The following is a 15,854-nucleotide window of genomic DNA, read 5'->3' as shown; positions in this document are numbered from 1 at the left end:
AGAGAATACTTTCATTGATCACCCCTCCAGCCATTAGCCCTCTTTTTTTAAGTTAATGTAATGGCAGTTTCTTTCAATTTCTCTATATATCTCGAAAATGGCAAGAACGTCTTAATTAGTTGTTGCCTGGCTTTTTCAGTAAGTGTATATCTTTCTTCCTTTTTCTCAATATATCCGTTTGCGATCAGCCATGTTATGTTTTCATGATACGTAGTCAAGCTCATTCCAAGAATTTCTCTTATTTCCTTATCCGTCTTTGGTCCGTCCAATAAAACTAGTAAAATCTTAGCTGTCGGGTACATCAACTGATCTCTTATTTTCATATGATACGTATAGCGTATCTAATATATAAATATTCCTATACGTTTCACGTAGCAGTTTACATATATTAATTATATAATATTGTATAAGTCTATTACGTGAAACGTACAGAGCTTACTGAAATGCAACAAAGGGTACTGTTATTCTTACTCGAAAAAGATGGGTCTGCATTTAGGGATATATCTGAAAAAACAGGGAGTAATCCTAACGCGATTAAGAAAGCTATAGACGAATTAATGGAATTAGGTCTTGTTTATGATAAGAGGGAAGATACGTTCCCAAGAAGAAGGCTTATATTTTTGACGGAATACGGGAAGGAAGTAGCTAAGAGGTTAAAAGAAATAGTTGACATAGTCAATGAAAGTTCCAAACACCCGCAAAAACCTTCGGTAGAGGTTTAATCCAAATTTAGCATTTTTCTTATAACCTCGTATTTATTCTCTTTTAACTCTGTGTAGATTACCTCTATGCGTACTTTTGCTTCCTCTAAATTCTTAGATTTCTTCAATTCTATTAATACTAAATCTAAGCAATCCTCGAATCCTTTTAGATAACAATCTTTATCCATGTTTGGTCATTTAATACAAAATAATAAATAGCGGTGTGGGAGTACTGGAACTATTAATCAATATATATTGTCATCCATTCGGATTTATATATACACAATATAATATTACGTAAGAAATCTTCTCTACCTAAAATTATAGCCGGAATTATTTCTTCTGGAAAAGGACTATATTCTAATACTGCTGCATTAAAGATATTGCTTATATTGTCAAGTTGAGGAAAGATTAACCTAAACGAATATCTATAGTGCTCCTTGTTATTGATTATCACTTTATCTACATGTCTACCTTTTATCTCATCTTCTGTAAAACATTCGTTAACAGTGTATTTGTTAACTACTGTGTATCTACTGCCTGTATCTATCAGTCCTAACACTAGTTTATCTTTCCCCACCTTGGGGCATTCAAACCTTATTTTTAGTAAGGGAATAAGATTTCCGTAAAAATCAGAAAATTTAATCACTTTTAGAATCTTTTTGGAGGGATTTAGGGACATATATTATATCGTAATCTGTGATACTATAACCCTTTTCCGCTAACTCTCTCTTCAATTCTTCCTTCGAATCCGAATACCCTATAATATTGAAGTCCTCGTCCACGGCTATGAACTTACCCAGGTATTTAGGATCTTTGACAACCAAACTCTCCGGCATATAACTACTATTGCTTTATAGGAATATTAACATACTCTACGCTTTACGTATCAAAAAATTTATATACCTAATACGTTATACGTATCATAGTGATAACAGAAATGTTCACACTTCAGGTTTCAAAGGAAAACACCCCTGTTCACGGGGAAACCCAAAATATCCTTTTTTTAATCTCTCTATTAGACGTAGAAGATAAAGAGGAATTCGCGGATGAGTTCGCAGATACAATCTGGGAACTAGTAGAGGCAAGAGAGTTAAGCAAAACTGCGTACTACAAGCTCGTAAATCATGAAATAAGATTATCTGATGAAAAAGTATTATTGATAGTTCAGGCTAACGAAAAGGCACTAGAATGGCTGAAGAAGAGAGTTGCTGAAAAGGCAAGGAAGGCATTGAAGATAGTACAGCAGTTTGGTGAGGAGGAATGAAGATGAACTGGAAGAAGTTTGACGAACTAGCGTACAATAATTGCAGTTGTACTAAAAATGGAATCGTATGCTATGACGACATTGAAATAGATATTGATGACGTTGAGCTTAGTGACGAAGATTTGGAAAAAATAGCATACCAGTACACTGACGAGCTAATACAAATTCTGGTTAGAGAAATACAAAGATGAACTGTTAGAAGCATTAGAGAAAGAGGGAAGGAATAAGAAGATAGAGAGAAGGGAGGGGTTAAGAAAATGGCTATGACTGACGAGTTATTATTAACGAAAGATGATATTGACATACTAATACTAAAGATAAAGAATACTGCAGCATCATTACTATCGAAATATCTCAATTTCGAATTTGATCCCAACAAAATCATCGTAGAAGCGATGCTTTATAACAATGTACAGCTTACAATAAGGGGAAACGACTCTGAGCATAATATCCCGTTTGAGATTATTTCAAACGGAAAAATAATGAAATTCAAAATTTTAGAATATTTAGAATTTGAGGAGGTGAGCTAAATGAGGGTTGTAACGTTCAAAGTGGATGAAGAACTTTTGACGAAGCTAGATCTATACTGTGTAAATAACAGAAAAGAGCGTAGCGAAGTTATCAGAGAAGCTATCAAATTCTATCTGTTCCAGCAGAAAACACTGGTGAAGAAAGATGACAATTAACGAAATTATAGAGGAAAACAGGGAGCTGCAAGTTCAATACAGCAGAGCGATCAATACAATCACTGCCCTGGAGAACAGAGTGTTAGTATTACAGAAGAAGTTAGAGGCTCTTAGGAAGGAGAATGAAAAATTAAGGAGTCAGAGGGATATACTATTAAGAGGGATAGAAATAGCTTTGCAGATATCAAGCAAGGAAAAGCAGGACCTCCATCTGAAAAAGATAATCGAAAAGCTCAAAGAGGAAACCGGGGAGTTTACCGGGTGAACTGGGATGGCACTAACAATGCCATTAGTTATCCCAAAACGTCGAGTATATAGGAAGACCAAAGGAAACTATACTTATTATACGATTTACATTCCACAGGACTTCAATGACCTTCTCCCGATCCCTGCTTTTGTTACAATAATAGACAAAAACGAGACGCTGAAATTGGGAGTCAGAAAGCCTTTCAAAGCAGGAGGGGGCAAATATGCTATAATCTTACCAAAGGAATTATCAATAGTTTGGGAAAGAATAATGAAGGAAAACAGAGAAGTTACCCTGGTTTTAGAACCCTTAACTCAATAGTTTTGGGGCATATTTCTCATATATTTCTCTAAGCTCTTCTTCTGAAAAAGGTAAGTAATGCTCTTGCAAGATTCTAAACTGATTTGGTGCTGCACGGCCCTGAAAAATATTCACTATCATCGGGCTTACTCCCTGTTTAATCATATAGCTAGCCCAAAAGGCCCTTAAGTCATATAGCCTGAATACTTTGCCTGCTCTCTGCATAGCTGTCTTTATCTCAGCTCTTATCTTATCTTCATTCATAGGGAAGAACTTTGTCTTCCATTTTTCTACGTCCTGTCCCAGTGCCATGGGCCCTCCCCAAAACCTCCTTATGTATTCTTCCCTATAAGAAATGTAGTTCTTTTCTATCCATTCGACTGTTTTTCTGTGTAAAAACGTTATGTAAGCTCTCTTTGTTTCGTTTTCTTTCATCAGCCTAATCACCCTATGTTTTAAATCAATCTGTTCAATTGATAGACGGAATAATTCTCCGGTTCGCAGCCCGGTCTCTGAGGCTAATAAAAAGTAAGTTTTACTCCCTATTTCTTGAATCTCGCTAAAAATCCGTTTAAGGAGGTCTACTGAAAGGATAGTTGGCTTATATTTGGTTCTAGGTTGAGGTATTGAAAAGGAATAATAGAGGATTTGTGCAAGAATGGGATCTTTAGGCTTTACTATTTCTTTGATAAACAGCTTAAGTACAATAGCCATTTTTCTGGCTCTGTGTTCGCTTTCCTCCTCTTGTTCGAATAAGTAATCCTTAATCTTATCGGGCGAAATTACATAGTTATTGTCCGCAAGTACTCTATTTATATATCTTAAATGATCCTCTGAAGTGCGTTTGGCCTTCTTCTTTTCTATTAATTTTTTGAAAGTTTGTAGGTCCTCAGAAGTTACCGGATAAGAGTAAGAGGCTGCTTTAATGAACTCCCCTAAGCTCCTTTGTAACATTGATAGAAACAGTTCTCGAAACTCCGGATCCTTGGTAGCTTTTATGATTACCCCTATAGCCTCATTAATTCCTATTTTTGACGTATCGACTCCGGTAGTTAATTGAAGGAATTCGTCCGATGTTAAATAACCAGTTGCCTTTTGGACTACTTCGTCTGGTATTTTCCTTTTCTTATTTTTATACCTCCACCATGTTACTCTGTCTATACCTAGTTCTTCATACGAGATGCCCTTTTGTAGGACCGTCTCTACAATTTTTATCCTCTGTTCTTCAGTTAAACTGGAAACGTCTATCATACCTAAACACTCTGATATAAATATCTGAGACGTAACTGATATATTCGTTTCCATTTTCTTCCTCGGGCGTTTCCGATAATTCTCTTAATAAGAACGTTAATCTCTTTCAATTCATGAGAAGAATAAGGGGAATGCCGCCGCGGGGACTTGAACCCCGGACAACCCGGTCTTCAGCCGGGCGCTCTCCCGGGCTGAGCTACGGCGGCATTATAATAATATAGATATGACTTTTTAACTTTTATTGTCATTACTTCTTACGGGGATCTGGCGACACCCTTGGAGAACCCTAAATATTTAGGGGTTCGATGAAGTAGGGTCTCCAGAGATCCCCACAGTAGGTGATAAAAAATGAAGATTTTAATAGTTACATTAACTTACATTGAAAAATCAATAATAGATGAGATTATTAATAATCTTTCAGGTTATGGACTAGAAGTTGATATACTACTCGATAGTAGGAAATATCTTCCCATTTCTGCTTTTGATTGGGAAAGATTACAATACAACGCGGAAAAAGTATTGAGCTTCCTTAAATCTACATACGACTTTAGTTATGACTCCATAATATTCATAGCAGATTCTGACGGTTACATAAATGGTTATAACTTTATATTTGGATTAACTATAGATAACTTTGCTATTGTCTTTCTTAATAGATTAAGAGAAGAATTCTATAACAGAAAACCGAATCTAGAACTATTTATGGAAAGAGTAGTGAAGGAAGTAACTCACGAAGTAGGTCATACATTAGGACTGGGTCATTGTAATACAATAGGTTGCGTCATGAATTTCAGCAATACAGTGGAAGATGTGGATAAAAAACAAACTAAATTCTGTAAAAATTGTACATATAAAGTAGAAAATCTATCTAAATATCTACGACAAAAGTGATGATGTATCCATTTTCCGTCTTTTCTATTGACAGTTGATGATAAGTCATTGCTTTTACTACTGTTCTGCGCTCATGTATCTTACCATCAAATTTCTCTCCCCACGCTTTTCCTTCTAAAATAATAGAATCTTGATCTATCATGAGATCAAATTTACTGAAGACCATTAATTCAGAATCATAATGGTAAAGAAGTTCCTCTATCCACTTATATAATAGATTTTCTAAATCGTATCCATTTAAATAAATTTCGCGGTATTCAATAGGTTTTACTTTTGAGGTATCTGTAATTATCTCAAAAACTCCTAATGCGGCATTTGAAAATGCTTCTTCTAATGATTTACCGTACGCCCTAATACCAACATCCGCAGTATGCTCAAAGAATTCAAACGGTCTCATATATAACTTTATAACATTTCTTCACATTAATAGTTATTTGATGATATACCATGGGAGGGAGACAGAAGACGACATTATTTATGACAAAAGAGGTTAGAAAAGAGAAGAAGGGCGGTCAAACTAATCCTCAACCCGCTTCAAAATAAACTTGCTTATCAATAGTAGAACCAAAATGAATAGAGTAGTATAAATGATAACGTAATCGTTTTTTGAATATACAAAAGCTAGAATACTGTCTATTATTATCAATATTATCATAAGATTGCTGCTTTTCACCTTCGATCACCTAAAATAGGTCCAATGGAAATGGAACTCTGCCACTAGAGCCTCCAATTGCATTTCCTAATCCTAGCGATATACCAGCTAAAATACTCAAATAAAGCATTGGTATTATTATAAATATGATTACAAGTTCTGGAACTATGCCCGCTATGGTTGCAACCAACGTGTTTACATCAGTAATCGTAGATAATTGAGAACCTATTTGAGACAATGAAGTGAAAGACAATTCTTGCATGAAAATCGGTAAATATGGCAGACCGATATAAAAGGTGATTGCGGAAGATATTAAGGTCCCTCCTATACTCTTTCCCATCCTAAAAGGAAGTGATAATAAAAGAATACCAATTGCTATAAGTACCATATAAGACTGCTGTATAAATTCCCCTAAATCAATAAAAAACTGTAAGAGAAATATTATATCCGTAATAAAAGATGAAAACTGAAGAACTGGATCTGCAAGAAGAGCGAGTGCCATTGATATCTTTTCAGTAGTGATAATATAGTATACACTCTTCACCTGAATGAGCGCACTAAACATATTAGCTTGTAACTGTAAAATTGAGGAAAAGAAACTACTCCAATCTACTCCAAGTAAACTTTGAATCTGACCTATGACAAAAATTATAACACCATAAATGTTTATCCAAACAGCTGCATATATTGCATCACTCATCATCCTTGGTCCCCATTTCTTTAAGCCATAAATAGGTATTGGTAAGCCATAAAATAATGAACCAATAGTGTATGTCAATGTCGCTATATTGATCGCTATGTAAAGTATATAGAATGGAGAATATCCGCTACTCATGATCCCACTTGTGAAGCTATATAAGTTATTAGTGAGAAGACAGTAGTTCCTAATGCAATCCAGAATGCTGCCAATATTGCGTCTTCAATTAAGTCTTGACCTGTTCTTTTTATTCTGAAAATAGGTATAGGTGCTCCTCTTAATGCCCATCCAACAGCCCACGCTAGTATAAACACGCTCCAAGCAACTTCAGTAACTTGTGTATCCAAATTTTGTACAAATTGAACTATATCAGCCATTACTTATCTTTGATATTTTTTTCTTTTAATGGCTGAGGGTTTTGTGAAACTGATGATAGATATGTTAGAATTAACTTCACTGTATTATTAACATCTATATTCGATGTGTTGATAACTAAATCGAAAACCGACAAATCATTTATATCAATTCCATAGAATTTGTTAAATCTTTTGTAGTGCATATATTCCCTTTTAACTATTTGTGAAATCGCTTCATCAAATGATACATTGTCTCTAATAGCTATTCTATTTGCTCTGATTTTAAGTGGGGCCCATAAATATATCGCTATATTAGTATATTCTCTAAATAACCAGCCGGCAATATGTGACTCTACGATAAGGTTTTTCTCATTCAATATATATTCAAAAATTTTTTTATCGACCATCTTGTCTATATCAAAATTAGATTCTGCAAACTTATTCAAATTTATAATATCAATCCCCATTTTTTGAGCGATGTCCCTAAAAATTTTTCCAGCTGAAATAAATTTATACGATAGCTCGTTTGCAAGTTTAATAGCCACTGAAGTTTTACCGCTTCCAGGAGGCCCACTTATTACAATTATCATCAATTTTCTTCCTCATTGGAACCAAAAATCAATTAAATTATATTATTGAATTTGTTGCCTTACCGTAGCTTTGAGCAGTTGAGCAAGGCAAGATGAGCATAAATATCCACCAAAAGGTCTTTCTGGCCTCTTCTCGGACTTACTGTACTTATGCAAAAAGTTAGTTTTTACACCATGCAAAGGTTTCTTACATATAGCGCATTTTGCAATATCGTTTTTCTTTCTTTCATAATGTATTACAGTCTTTCCACTTGGTAACTTCATATAAATCCTTCTAAGCGACCTTGAGCGTAAAGCTGGTTTAGGCATATCTTAATCTATCCTACCGTGTTTTTAAATTTGATCTTAAAGAAATAGGGGTAAATAGGACATAAGATGCTATAAACTCAAATAGAGATCCGTTGAGCATCAAATACCCACTGCTATTACTCTTCACTGTAAGATAAGGTATAAAGAATGGAAGATAAATATTAACAGTTAGGTAATTTAAAATAATTACAAGATTAACTATATAAACTCCTACTAATATCATTGATCGCAAGAACATATAGTATCTAATAGATGAGATATAGGATTCTAACTCTTTAGAAATTTTCTTGTAAGTTTTCTCTCTTCTTTTAGATGAGGCTATACTCCTTAGCCTCTCCTCGTATTTTTCAACAAGACTTATCTTCTTACTTATTTTATCATAAAAATAATACTTATAAATTAGATAAACGACAAAATTTGATAAAAATGAAATTAAAAAAATATATATAGTACTAAGCTCCATAATTTCACATTAATGAATTTATTATATCACTTGCAGCTATTGAGGGATCCCCTTCTTGATTTATTACCACCTTGACGGAGGCTCCTACTAACACAGCTGATGCCATAGCTGAATACCTAGCAAATTGAATAACCTCGTTGATTACATTAGTATCGCTATAGTCAGATCTGGCTCTACTACTATCCCTCTTTTGTCTCTCTAAAATTATTCTTGGATCTGCTTCTAGTAGAAAGATAACCTTGGGAGAAAGGACTTCTATTACGTGTCTAGGAAGGCCAGGTAAGTAGCCGGCTGGTGTTCTAATTACAGCATGTGTATCTATTAATCCTATTCCATTATCACCTAATAAAGACAAATCTTCAATTATTCGCCTAGCGGCTAAAGTTTGTAATTCTCGTTGCTTTTCAATTTGTAATTTCCTAATCTCATCCCTACTTTTTACGTAACCTTCTTTTAGAGCAGTATTTAGCATATAATCCCCATAATTCACAATTTTGTGTGGTATACCCTTTTCAGTTAATATTTTATCTGCATAGGAAAGGACAGTTGTCTTGCCTACACCGGGTATACCAGTTACTATACCTATTTTCATGCCTACTCACCTATCAGCCTCTTTAATAATGGATACATTTCTAAAGATCTCTCATAAGCTAATAAGCTATAGTATTGTATTGCAATTGTTACAGCCAACAGTATCCCTATACCAGTACCGTATGCACCTAAGAGTGTAGCAAATACCGCAATTAAACCTACGATTATAGAACTAAAGAATGCCAACGGATATATATACTTAGCTAATATTCCCTCTATAATCTTTGGATTACTTCGTACACCAGGTATTTCAATACCGGCTTCGATTAACTGTTGAGCCTGAGTAGCGGGATCTAAACCAGCTACGTCAACCCATAATATACCAAACAAGATACTAAGAACTATGAAAACTACAGCATATTCAAGTGCGCCTAATGGATCTAAAACTACAGCATATATGCTATGCGGTATCGCTGAGTTTGGAGGAGGGAAAAAGAATACTCCACTAATTGTATTTAGTATATCTGAAGCTGAGGGCGACACATAGGAAGCTAATGAGGCAAATAACTGGATATCAGAACCTAGTACAGCAACAAATATTACTGGTATACTGCTTACATATAGAAAGTTTAACGGAATTGTTCTTCTTATCCCTCTTAACTTTTGGGAAGTTACAGGTATTTCTATAGTCATTGTAGTAAGATAAATTGTTATGATAATCAGTGATATGGTTGTTAGTAAACCAACTAAATCTGGCTGAAAGAGATTTTTAGTTGACGTGTTAACTATTAAATTAAGAATGTTACCATGCGATGCCAACGTAGTGAATAATGCAGGGAAGAAACCTATCGGTAAATTTTGGGAACTAACGCTCGCAATTCCAAACATATCCCAAAACATTATCTTCATAACTCCAGCTAGTATAAACAGACTAACTCCAGATCCTAATCCCCAACCTTTCTGTATCAACTCGTCTAACAGTAAAATCAAATATGTAGCTACAATAAGCTGGGCTATCACTATCCCTGCAGTAAATAATATTGACGCATTTATTGTTGCTGAAGTTCTAGCTAACACGTAACCAAATAAAGCTGATTCCACTAGAATGAAGATAAACGCTAATCCTTTTTGTGCTTCAGTAAATCTAACCCTATCGTCAGGATCGTTTAGATCAATACTTATCAGCTTAGATCCAGCTAATATTTGCATAATCAAACCTGCAGTTATTATAGGACCTATTCCTAATTGAGCTAATGTTCCTGTAGTAGAAGCAAAAATAATCTGTTCTAAAATTAAGTTCTTAAAAAACGAAGCTGAAGTTATACCGTACAAAGGAGTTGATGCCATTATCAAATAGATTATTACTGCTACTAAAGACCAAATTAGCTTTTGACCCAATGAAGGTTTCTCTTTAGGTTTAGTAACCGCTGGCAAGTACTGTCCAAGACTGGCAAGTGAATCGATGAATGACATAATTTACTCAAAAAAATTACTCAGTAGGGCTTAATATTACTTCTCCTCCCATCTGCTTAACTTTCTGTATCGCTCTCTCAGTAGCTTTACCCACTTTTATAGTAACGGGAACGCTTAGAATACCTCCACCGAGTAGTTTATTATACCCTAACTCATTTAAGTCTACTATCTTTTTTCCATCTGCTTCTTTGATTTTTATAGAACCATTTATCAATAATTCATTAAGTTTTCTCAACGAAATAGCACTTATTAATTTTGTAGTAGGGTTTCTGAATCCATGCTTCCCATACCATCCTTCACCGTACTTAACTAACCATGACCATTTCTCTTTATGCATACCAATTTGTCTACCACCTTGCGAGCCCCTATCCCTATGTTGACCCCTAATTCCCCATCCCATGGTTCGGGATCCTCTCATTTTTCTACTCTTTTTCTCTCTTCTTACTACCATTTTACATCATCCTCCTTATTAACTCATTTATCTTATCTCCCCTATATCCGAACTCACCTTTATTTTTATAGGGCCTTTTAACACTACCTTTAAACCCACCTTTTGGTGGATGTAGTCGAATAGGCAACTTAAAATATTGATCAAGTTTATGTAGATAAATCTTGCCTTCGTATAACTGTTTTACCATCGTATCGATATTCTCAATCTTTAACGCTTCTTTAACATAACTATCTGAAACCTTATCCCCTTTTGTCGTTTCAAGTTTATTTATAATTAGTAGCTTTAAAGTGTTTGGCTCTATCTCTCCCCACGTAATATATGGAGAAACTTTATTTAGCATACCTAGTATTTGAGATGTTTTTGGATATATCATGGCATTGAAATTATACTTTAATCTCAACATCTCTAATGTCTCATTAATATACCAAGGAGCCTTTGCCCAACCTCTAATTCTGATTATGCCTAATAACTCCACCATATCTGATTACCTCTTCCTAGCCCAATCTTGTAAAGTTACGAAGTTATAAGTGTTATAAAGCGCACTATATCCAGCTCTGACAAAATTTTCTGTTGTCCTAGTTTCACCTTTTGTGATAGACCAAGCATCCCTAATACCAGCATAAGTTAACAAGATCTTTAATACACTACCAACTACTAATCCAGTACCTTTTGGTGCAGGCAATAGATCAACCTCTACACTACCCGCTTTACCAACTACCCTAAAGGGTAAACTGTGCGGTTCACCACATGTACACTGCCAACTACCACAACCTCTTCTTACCGGTATTATATTCATCTTAGCATCTCTAATTGCCTTCTGAATTGCGACCCTTAACTGTTTGGCTTTTCCAGTTCCTATACTGACATAGCCATCCATGTTACCCATTATAATAAGAACTTTATATCTAGATATCTCCCCTGCATCAGTTTGCTTTTGCACTACTTTAATATCCACAACTTCATATTTTAGTTTAGGCAACAGAACATCTACAATTTCTGGTTCAGTAATTGGAAGATTTCTATCAAAAAGTTCCTTTATAGATGATATCTTACCATTCTTTACGAGATTACCTATAGAAGTTCTTGGCTTCCATTCTTCTATATTTATACTTGGTACTTCCTCTGCCACTTCAACCACCAGAAGATTTAATCTTATTTAATATTTCCTCAAAATGAGAAGGTAAATTCTCAGGGTTTAGTCCCCTTTCCAAATATCGGGAAAACAATTTGTTATATAAATCTGAATTTTCAGATTTCAACTTCTCTGCATATTTAGCTATATGCTCTCCCTTTATTCTATCGTTTTCTATACCTATATCACCTATTGGAATTTTCAATCCAGCATCTATAGCACCTTTTATTGCATAGAACACCCTATTACCCTTGGATGGCACGTGAAGTCCTATATCTGCGACACACTCTGTTATACCTTTCTTCATAGCTCTTAAGGCTGCTAGATATCCGGTAAGGTACGCAGCTGGAGTATTGTTTTCATCTCCTTTCCATCCAAACTTCTTAGCAAGTTCTGCAGAATGAGCGCTAGTAATCATAATATCACCCTTAGGATCGACTTTTGCGATTTGCACTATAACATATTTGTTTGTTATTCTCACAATAAATCTTATTTGTTTACTCATGACATAAACATATCTCTTATAGTAGTTAGTTTTTCCTTCTCTTCTTCTCCTCGGTTTTATCTTATAATTAGGACCCTTAGCCAATTTACTCACCTTTTAATTTCCCCATCTGTATTAAGACATTCCTAACATCAGAAACTCCTTTATAGTTGCCACCTTTGGCTTTCAAGTATAATTCCCTATAAGTATGTCTATCGATTACCTTATGATCTCTTAACCACTTAAGATAAGCCCTTATTTTTCTTATTCTTTTAACCCACATTTGCTTGCTATTTGCCCTTGCTCCCTTCTTACCTTTTCTGCTTCCTGCCTTCTTTCCTTCGCTCTTAAGGGTTCTCTTTTTTCTCTTTTCCTTTAACCTACCACCGCTTATTCCAACCTTTTTGAGGATTATAATCTTACCATCTTTTATTAAATTCCTAATTTCTTCTCTGGTCAATGAGCTTTGAACATCTTCAATGTAGTCCTCCACTATCTTAACTCTGCTTATCCCTACACCAGCAACCGATGCAGCTAGCCTTTTTTGAGCTTTTAAGTTAGTCATGCATTAATACCCCCATTACTTACCTTCAAACCCAATTCCCTAGCTTTATTTAGAATTTCAAGCCTCTTTTTAAAACCAACTGAAGAAGCTATTGTTACAATAACATTATCCTTTTGGTTTTGCACTTTAACTAATTCATTAACATTATGAACTATAACTTGTCTTAATCCACTTGGGTGAAATCCCCTAACTTCTTTAGGCAATCTGTAACCAACACTCACTATAGCAGGGAATCCCCTAACTTTTAGTCTAGTCTTATTATCTCTTCCGTATGGTCTTCTCCATTTCTCTTGCCTTCCTAATCTGAAGAACTTATCGGAATCATAACGTAAGAACTTTGGCTTCCTTGCCTTAAGCTTTTGCCTTATTGTATAAATCTTTTTCCTATATAATCGCATTTTTTCTTCAGTCATTCAATCACCTCTTTTTTATAGATGAAAATCCCATCTGAGAAGATACGTCTATCAAAACCAGTTATCTTTGAAGCTGCCTCAATATTTGCTGCAGTTTGGGCAACAGCCTCTAAATTTGGTCCCTCCACAACTATATCTTCACCTTTCACAGTAACCTTAACGCCTTGCAATATTGGTGCTCTCCTTATATTCTTTTCACCTATTAGATTAGTTATTTGAACTTCATTTCCTACTACCTTTACAGATGTTGGGAAATGCGTATATATGATTTTAAGATAATATCTATAACCCTTAGTTACCCCAGTTATCATATTTTTGATATGACTAACTATACTATAGAAAACCGCCTTTTTCCGTCTGTCAGCAAATGTAGTTTCCAATACTATTTTATTTCCATCTAAACTAATTTGTATACCCTTAGCGAAACTGAAATCCTTCACTACCTCACCTTTAGATCCTTTCATCTTAATTACTGAGCCTTTCAATTCAACATTTACGTTATTTGGAATTTCAATTTCTTCCCTTAAAAATACCACTTGCATTAAAAATCACCTCAATATACATATCCTAATGCTACTCCTCCTAATCGCATTCTCGCTGCTTCCTTGTGAGACATTACTCCTTTAGATGTTGAAACGATAATTATACCAATCTCTTTTGATGGTAAGTAACGCCTAATATAATCTGGTAATGCAATCATCTGTCTATAACTAAGAGGATATCGTGGAGTTATTGGCCCACATTTGTTAACCCTTCCTAATAATTGTACTGTGATCTTACCCCATCTACCATCGTCAATATACTCAAACTCCCCTACATAACCCTCCTTCTGCATAACTCTTAAAACGTTTATTACTAATTTAGATGCGGGCATTATAATAGCTTGTTTATTCCTTCTCATCTCGTTATTATAGATAGACGTTAAAGCATTTGCCAATGGATTTACAAATACCATAACCTATCACCAATACTTCCTAAACCCTAACTCATACGCGACTTCTCTAAAACACTGTCTACATAAATAAATCCCATATTTTTGAATTACAGAATCTCTACTTCCACATCTCTGACAAGCTTGAACTCCTTTGCCGTATTTTCTCTCGGCTGGTGGCTTATATTTTCCCATTTTATTCACCCTTCTATCAACTGTACATTAAAATTATTTCTTAAAAATTCCATAGCTTCTTCCTTCGAAACCCTATGCCTCTTCGGAATTCTAGCCTTTTTTCTTCTTCGTCTAGCAACTCTATAGCCAGCTCTCTCGAGAGTTATAGCTATATCCATTCCAAATATACCAATTTCTGGATCATATCTTGCACCTGGTAAGATCACATGTTCCGCAATACCAAAAGATACGTTACCATATTCATCAAAACTACTCTTCTTTAATCTATATCCTATAGCTTCTAAGGTCTTTCTTAGGAATTCTTCAGCTCTAGTACCCCTTAAGGTAACCTTAACTCCAATCTCTTGACCTTTTCTAATTCCAAATTCCCTTATAGTTTTCTTGGAAATAGTATATACTGGTTTGACCCCAGTTAACTCTTGTAAAAGTTGATAAGCTTTTTGCAACCTATCTCCAGATTCGCCAAGTCCTATATTAACAGTGACCTTGGCTAACTTAATTTTCCTCATTGGATTTTGATTAACAGATAAAGTAGACTCTGCCATTTTAATCAACTCTCATATCAGATTTTTCCCTACCTATACCCATTACATTCATGAGATTAGTCTGATAAGTATTACCATCTTTGCTTTCTAGTGTCACTACACTATATTTTCTAGATTTAAACTTACTCAAATTCACACTCTTAACAATACCGTGAATACCAACGTTCTTACCCCCTACAAAAATTGCATATGAGCCTTCAGAAATAGCAAACGAATCCACTATATTTTGACTTGGCAATTCAATCTTTAACGTCATAAGCGTTTTGAAATTCTTTGCTGCTTCTTTATCGACTAATATATTTCTTCCATCTTCTAAATTAAGCTGAATACGTCCTCCTTTTATTGTGGTTTTATTCATGATTCTAACATATTTATAACGAGCCTCGTCTGCTGATATCTTGGATAATCTCATAAACCTTACGTTATCAGGAAGTACTCTAAAATACAAATCAGCAGATGGAATTGAAACAATGTCCATAAGTCCAACAGGATATTTATAGTCTTTCCTTACCTTACCATCTATTAGAACTTTGCCGTCAAATATTATACGCTTAGCCTCTCTTATTGTTCCCGCAAATTTAAGATAATCTCTAATTACAATAGCCAAAGGTATACTTTTCTCTATAGGATGAGGTCCAGGATTAGACCTAACTGTCCACTTATATAGTTTTTTGCTTATTACCAAAAACCAAGGTGCTTCAAATCTTGTTATATGAGCCATTTT

Annotated in this window: 32 protein-coding genes and 1 tRNA gene; 8 read left to right on the top strand and 25 right to left on the bottom strand. The window is 34.8% G+C overall.

Annotated elements, in window-relative coordinates; genetic code table 11:
* Positions 1–47: 47 nt before the first annotated feature.
* Positions 48–323, bottom strand: a complete 276-nt coding sequence (locus GFS03_RS08185) for a winged helix DNA-binding protein (protein WP_153423347.1) — start codon at positions 321–323, stop codon at positions 48–50.
* A gap of 96 nt (positions 324–419) precedes the next feature.
* Here GFS03_RS08185 and GFS03_RS08180 point away from each other — a divergent pair, with 96 nt between their 5' ends.
* Positions 420–722: a MarR family winged helix-turn-helix transcriptional regulator gene (locus GFS03_RS08180; RefSeq protein ID WP_153423346.1), complete on the top strand. Its 303-nt coding sequence runs from the start codon at positions 420–422 to the stop codon at positions 720–722.
* Here GFS03_RS08180 and GFS03_RS13340 read toward each other — a convergent pair.
* The 3 genes from GFS03_RS13340 to GFS03_RS08170 form a co-directional block, all read right to left on the bottom strand.
* Entirely contained in the window at positions 719–889 is a 171-nt protein-coding gene (locus tag GFS03_RS13340) for a hypothetical protein (RefSeq protein WP_167738485.1), read from the bottom strand. The two genes, GFS03_RS08180 and GFS03_RS13340, sit on opposite strands and share 4 nt — an antisense overlap.
* Before the next feature lie 53 nt (positions 890–942).
* Positions 943–1,281 carry a hypothetical protein gene (locus tag GFS03_RS08175; protein ID WP_238699085.1) on the bottom strand — a complete coding sequence of 113 codons (339 nt, stop codon included), beginning with the start codon at positions 1,279–1,281 and terminating at the stop codon, positions 943–945.
* Positions 1,282–1,342: 61 nt separating this feature from the next.
* Positions 1,343–1,540 carry a DUF5678 domain-containing protein gene (locus GFS03_RS08170; protein ID WP_153423344.1) on the bottom strand — a complete coding sequence of 66 codons (198 nt, stop codon included), beginning with the start codon at positions 1,538–1,540 and terminating at the stop codon, positions 1,343–1,345.
* 89 nt (positions 1,541–1,629) lie between these two features.
* On the opposite strand from GFS03_RS08170, the gene GFS03_RS08165 reads away from it, so the two are divergent.
* From GFS03_RS08165 to GFS03_RS08140, 6 genes are all read left to right on the top strand, one after another.
* Positions 1,630–1,968 (top strand): hypothetical protein, encoded by a 339-nt coding sequence (locus GFS03_RS08165; RefSeq protein WP_238699084.1) that lies wholly within the window; start codon positions 1,630–1,632, stop codon positions 1,966–1,968.
* Positions 1,969–1,970: 2 nt separating this feature from the next.
* On the top strand, positions 1,971–2,159 hold the full coding sequence (locus GFS03_RS08160; RefSeq protein WP_238699083.1) for a hypothetical protein: 189 nt from the start codon (positions 1,971–1,973) through the stop codon (positions 2,157–2,159).
* A gap of 66 nt (positions 2,160–2,225) precedes the next feature.
* Positions 2,226–2,498, top strand: a complete 273-nt coding sequence (locus GFS03_RS08155) for a hypothetical protein (RefSeq protein ID WP_153423342.1) — start codon at positions 2,226–2,228, stop codon at positions 2,496–2,498.
* Complete coding sequence (locus GFS03_RS08150; RefSeq protein ID WP_153423341.1) at positions 2,499–2,654, top strand: ribbon-helix-helix protein, CopG family; 156 nt, start codon at positions 2,499–2,501, stop codon at positions 2,652–2,654.
* Complete coding sequence (locus GFS03_RS08145) at positions 2,644–2,919, top strand: hypothetical protein (RefSeq protein ID WP_153423340.1); 276 nt, start codon at positions 2,644–2,646, stop codon at positions 2,917–2,919. Before GFS03_RS08150 ends, GFS03_RS08145 begins: the two co-directional genes overlap by 11 nt.
* A gap of 6 nt (positions 2,920–2,925) precedes the next feature.
* Positions 2,926–3,222, top strand: coding sequence for a hypothetical protein (locus GFS03_RS08140; protein ID WP_238699082.1), 297 nt, complete (start codon positions 2,926–2,928; stop codon positions 3,220–3,222).
* Here the strand turns inward: GFS03_RS08140 and GFS03_RS08135 are convergent.
* Both GFS03_RS08135 and GFS03_RS08130 read right to left on the bottom strand, forming a co-directional pair.
* Positions 3,211–4,452 carry a tyrosine-type recombinase/integrase gene (locus GFS03_RS08135; protein ID WP_153423339.1) on the bottom strand — a complete coding sequence of 414 codons (1,242 nt, stop codon included), beginning with the start codon at positions 4,450–4,452 and terminating at the stop codon, positions 3,211–3,213. The two genes, GFS03_RS08140 and GFS03_RS08135, sit on opposite strands and share 12 nt — an antisense overlap.
* A gap of 132 nt (positions 4,453–4,584) precedes the next feature.
* A tRNA-Phe gene (locus GFS03_RS08130) sits at positions 4,585–4,658 on the bottom strand.
* Between the two features lie 142 nt (positions 4,659–4,800).
* On the opposite strand from GFS03_RS08130, the gene GFS03_RS08125 reads away from it, so the two are divergent.
* Positions 4,801–5,343 carry an archaemetzincin family Zn-dependent metalloprotease gene (locus GFS03_RS08125; RefSeq protein ID WP_153423338.1) on the top strand — a complete coding sequence of 181 codons (543 nt, stop codon included), beginning with the start codon at positions 4,801–4,803 and terminating at the stop codon, positions 5,341–5,343.
* Here the strand turns inward: GFS03_RS08125 and GFS03_RS08120 are convergent.
* The 19 genes from GFS03_RS08120 to GFS03_RS08030 form a co-directional block, all read right to left on the bottom strand.
* Entirely contained in the window at positions 5,321–5,740 is a 420-nt protein-coding gene (locus GFS03_RS08120) for an archease (protein WP_153423337.1), read from the bottom strand. The genes GFS03_RS08125 and GFS03_RS08120 overlap by 23 nt on opposite strands.
* A 286-nt stretch (positions 5,741–6,026) precedes the next feature.
* Positions 6,027–6,830, bottom strand: coding sequence for a DNA import protein CedA (gene cedA, locus GFS03_RS08115; RefSeq protein WP_181443742.1), 804 nt, complete (start codon positions 6,828–6,830; stop codon positions 6,027–6,029).
* Positions 6,827–7,069 carry a DNA import protein CedA1 gene (gene cedA1 / locus GFS03_RS08110; RefSeq protein ID WP_153423335.1) on the bottom strand — a complete coding sequence of 81 codons (243 nt, stop codon included), beginning with the start codon at positions 7,067–7,069 and terminating at the stop codon, positions 6,827–6,829. The genes cedA and cedA1 overlap by 4 nt, the downstream gene beginning before the upstream one ends.
* Complete coding sequence (cmk, locus tag GFS03_RS08105; RefSeq protein ID WP_153423334.1) at positions 7,069–7,638, bottom strand: (d)CMP kinase; 570 nt, start codon at positions 7,636–7,638, stop codon at positions 7,069–7,071. Before cmk ends, cedA1 begins: the two co-directional genes overlap by 1 nt.
* 42 nt (positions 7,639–7,680) lie before the next feature.
* Positions 7,681–7,947, bottom strand: a complete 267-nt coding sequence (locus GFS03_RS08100; RefSeq protein WP_153423333.1) for a 50S ribosomal protein L34e — start codon at positions 7,945–7,947, stop codon at positions 7,681–7,683.
* 13 nt (positions 7,948–7,960) lie between these two features.
* A complete protein-coding gene (locus tag GFS03_RS13585) occupies positions 7,961–8,410 on the bottom strand; it encodes a hypothetical protein (protein ID WP_153423332.1) in 450 nt (149 codons plus the stop codon).
* Between the two features lie 4 nt (positions 8,411–8,414).
* A complete protein-coding gene (locus GFS03_RS08090; protein WP_153423331.1) occupies positions 8,415–9,002 on the bottom strand; it encodes an adenylate kinase in 588 nt (195 codons plus the stop codon).
* A 2-nt stretch (positions 9,003–9,004) separates the two neighbouring features.
* Complete coding sequence (secY, locus tag GFS03_RS08085) at positions 9,005–10,414, bottom strand: preprotein translocase subunit SecY (protein WP_153423330.1); 1,410 nt, start codon at positions 10,412–10,414, stop codon at positions 9,005–9,007.
* A 16-nt stretch (positions 10,415–10,430) separates the two neighbouring features.
* A complete protein-coding gene (locus tag GFS03_RS08080; protein WP_153423329.1) occupies positions 10,431–10,865 on the bottom strand; it encodes an uL15 family ribosomal protein in 435 nt (144 codons plus the stop codon).
* Between the two features lies 1 nt (position 10,866).
* On the bottom strand, positions 10,867–11,343 hold the full coding sequence (rpmD, locus tag GFS03_RS08075) for a 50S ribosomal protein L30 (RefSeq protein ID WP_153423328.1): 477 nt from the start codon (positions 11,341–11,343) through the stop codon (positions 10,867–10,869).
* Between the two features lie 6 nt (positions 11,344–11,349).
* Entirely contained in the window at positions 11,350–11,994 is a 645-nt protein-coding gene (locus GFS03_RS08070; protein ID WP_167738484.1) for a 30S ribosomal protein S5, read from the bottom strand.
* A gap of 1 nt (position 11,995) precedes the next feature.
* Positions 11,996–12,586, bottom strand: coding sequence for a 50S ribosomal protein L18 (locus tag GFS03_RS08065; protein WP_153423326.1), 591 nt, complete (start codon positions 12,584–12,586; stop codon positions 11,996–11,998).
* Position 12,587: 1 nt separating this feature from the next.
* The gene (locus tag GFS03_RS08060; protein ID WP_153423325.1) at positions 12,588–13,046 is read right to left on the bottom strand and encodes a 50S ribosomal protein L19e; all 459 of its coding nucleotides are present in this window, start codon (positions 13,044–13,046) and stop codon (positions 12,588–12,590) included.
* Entirely contained in the window at positions 13,043–13,459 is a 417-nt protein-coding gene (locus tag GFS03_RS08055) for a 50S ribosomal protein L32e (protein ID WP_153423324.1), read from the bottom strand. Before GFS03_RS08055 ends, GFS03_RS08060 begins: the two co-directional genes overlap by 4 nt.
* Positions 13,456–14,001: a 50S ribosomal protein L6 gene (locus tag GFS03_RS08050; RefSeq protein ID WP_153423323.1), complete on the bottom strand. Its 546-nt coding sequence runs from the start codon at positions 13,999–14,001 to the stop codon at positions 13,456–13,458. The genes GFS03_RS08055 and GFS03_RS08050 overlap by 4 nt, the downstream gene beginning before the upstream one ends.
* An 11-nt stretch (positions 14,002–14,012) precedes the next feature.
* A complete protein-coding gene (locus GFS03_RS08045; RefSeq protein WP_012711433.1) occupies positions 14,013–14,414 on the bottom strand; it encodes a 30S ribosomal protein S8 in 402 nt (133 codons plus the stop codon).
* 6 nt (positions 14,415–14,420) lie between these two features.
* A complete protein-coding gene (locus GFS03_RS08040) occupies positions 14,421–14,585 on the bottom strand; it encodes a 30S ribosomal protein S14 (RefSeq protein WP_012711432.1) in 165 nt (54 codons plus the stop codon).
* A 5-nt stretch (positions 14,586–14,590) separates the two neighbouring features.
* Positions 14,591–15,130, bottom strand: coding sequence for a 50S ribosomal protein L5 (locus GFS03_RS08035; RefSeq protein ID WP_153423322.1), 540 nt, complete (start codon positions 15,128–15,130; stop codon positions 14,591–14,593).
* A gap of 1 nt (position 15,131) precedes the next feature.
* Positions 15,132–15,851: a 30S ribosomal protein S4e gene (locus GFS03_RS08030; RefSeq protein ID WP_153423321.1), complete on the bottom strand. Its 720-nt coding sequence runs from the start codon at positions 15,849–15,851 to the stop codon at positions 15,132–15,134.
* Positions 15,852–15,854: the final 3 nt, after the last annotated feature.

The sequence above is a fragment of the Sulfolobus sp. E5-1-F genome (assembly GCF_009601705.1).
In the GTDB taxonomy this organism is placed as follows: Archaea; Thermoproteota; Thermoprotei_A; order Sulfolobales; family Sulfolobaceae; genus Saccharolobus.
Note: the sequence above shows the minus strand (reverse complement) of the source record. Positions and strands in the feature narration are given on the sequence as shown.

Bases quoted from the DNA above. Each gene is read 5' to 3' on its own strand.
- GFS03_RS08155 (WP_153423342.1), top strand. From the start codon at position 2,226: ATGGCTATGACTGACGAGTTATTATTAACGAAAGATGATATTGACATA.
- GFS03_RS08050 (WP_153423323.1), bottom strand. From the start codon at position 14,001: ATGCAAGTGGTATTTTTAAGGGAAGAAATTGAAATTCCAAATAACGTA.
- GFS03_RS08090 (WP_153423331.1), bottom strand. From the start codon at position 9,002: ATGAAAATAGGTATAGTAACTGGTATACCCGGTGTAGGCAAGACAACT.
- GFS03_RS13585 (WP_153423332.1), bottom strand. From the start codon at position 8,410: ATGGAGCTTAGTACTATATATATTTTTTTAATTTCATTTTTATCAAAT.
- GFS03_RS08045 (WP_012711433.1), bottom strand. From the start codon at position 14,414: ATGGTATTTGTAAATCCATTGGCAAATGCTTTAACGTCTATCTATAAT.
- GFS03_RS08120 (WP_153423337.1), bottom strand. From the start codon at position 5,740: ATGAGACCGTTTGAATTCTTTGAGCATACTGCGGATGTTGGTATTAGG.
- GFS03_RS08060 (WP_153423325.1), bottom strand. From the start codon at position 13,046: ATGACTAACTTAAAAGCTCAAAAAAGGCTAGCTGCATCGGTTGCTGGT.
- GFS03_RS08170 (WP_153423344.1), bottom strand. From the start codon at position 1,540: ATGCCGGAGAGTTTGGTTGTCAAAGATCCTAAATACCTGGGTAAGTTC.
- GFS03_RS08185 (WP_153423347.1), bottom strand. From the start codon at position 323: ATGAAAATAAGAGATCAGTTGATGTACCCGACAGCTAAGATTTTACTA.
- GFS03_RS08135 (WP_153423339.1), bottom strand. From the start codon at position 4,452: ATGATAGACGTTTCCAGTTTAACTGAAGAACAGAGGATAAAAATTGTA.
- GFS03_RS13340 (WP_167738485.1), bottom strand. From the start codon at position 889: ATGGATAAAGATTGTTATCTAAAAGGATTCGAGGATTGCTTAGATTTA.
- GFS03_RS08150 (WP_153423341.1), top strand. From the start codon at position 2,499: ATGAGGGTTGTAACGTTCAAAGTGGATGAAGAACTTTTGACGAAGCTA.
- secY (WP_153423330.1), bottom strand. From the start codon at position 10,414: ATGTCATTCATCGATTCACTTGCCAGTCTTGGACAGTACTTGCCAGCG.
- GFS03_RS08160 (WP_238699083.1), top strand. From the start codon at position 1,971: ATGAACTGGAAGAAGTTTGACGAACTAGCGTACAATAATTGCAGTTGT.
- rpmD (WP_153423328.1), bottom strand. From the start codon at position 11,343: ATGGTGGAGTTATTAGGCATAATCAGAATTAGAGGTTGGGCAAAGGCT.
- GFS03_RS08035 (WP_153423322.1), bottom strand. From the start codon at position 15,130: ATGGCAGAGTCTACTTTATCTGTTAATCAAAATCCAATGAGGAAAATT.
- GFS03_RS08030 (WP_153423321.1), bottom strand. From the start codon at position 15,851: ATGGCTCATATAACAAGATTTGAAGCACCTTGGTTTTTGGTAATAAGC.
- GFS03_RS08055 (WP_153423324.1), bottom strand. From the start codon at position 13,459: ATGACTGAAGAAAAAATGCGATTATATAGGAAAAAGATTTATACAATA.
- GFS03_RS08145 (WP_153423340.1), top strand. From the start codon at position 2,644: ATGACAATTAACGAAATTATAGAGGAAAACAGGGAGCTGCAAGTTCAA.
- cedA1 (WP_153423335.1), bottom strand. From the start codon at position 7,069: ATGGCTGATATAGTTCAATTTGTACAAAATTTGGATACACAAGTTACT.
- cmk (WP_153423334.1), bottom strand. From the start codon at position 7,638: ATGATAATTGTAATAAGTGGGCCTCCTGGAAGCGGTAAAACTTCAGTG.
- GFS03_RS08080 (WP_153423329.1), bottom strand. From the start codon at position 10,865: ATGGTAGTAAGAAGAGAGAAAAAGAGTAGAAAAATGAGAGGATCCCGA.
- GFS03_RS08100 (WP_153423333.1), bottom strand. From the start codon at position 7,947: ATGCCTAAACCAGCTTTACGCTCAAGGTCGCTTAGAAGGATTTATATG.
- GFS03_RS08140 (WP_238699082.1), top strand. From the start codon at position 2,926: ATGGCACTAACAATGCCATTAGTTATCCCAAAACGTCGAGTATATAGG.
- GFS03_RS08125 (WP_153423338.1), top strand. From the start codon at position 4,801: ATGAAGATTTTAATAGTTACATTAACTTACATTGAAAAATCAATAATA.
- cedA (WP_181443742.1), bottom strand. From the start codon at position 6,830: ATGAGTAGCGGATATTCTCCATTCTATATACTTTACATAGCGATCAAT.
- GFS03_RS08040 (WP_012711432.1), bottom strand. From the start codon at position 14,585: ATGGGAAAATATAAGCCACCAGCCGAGAGAAAATACGGCAAAGGAGTT.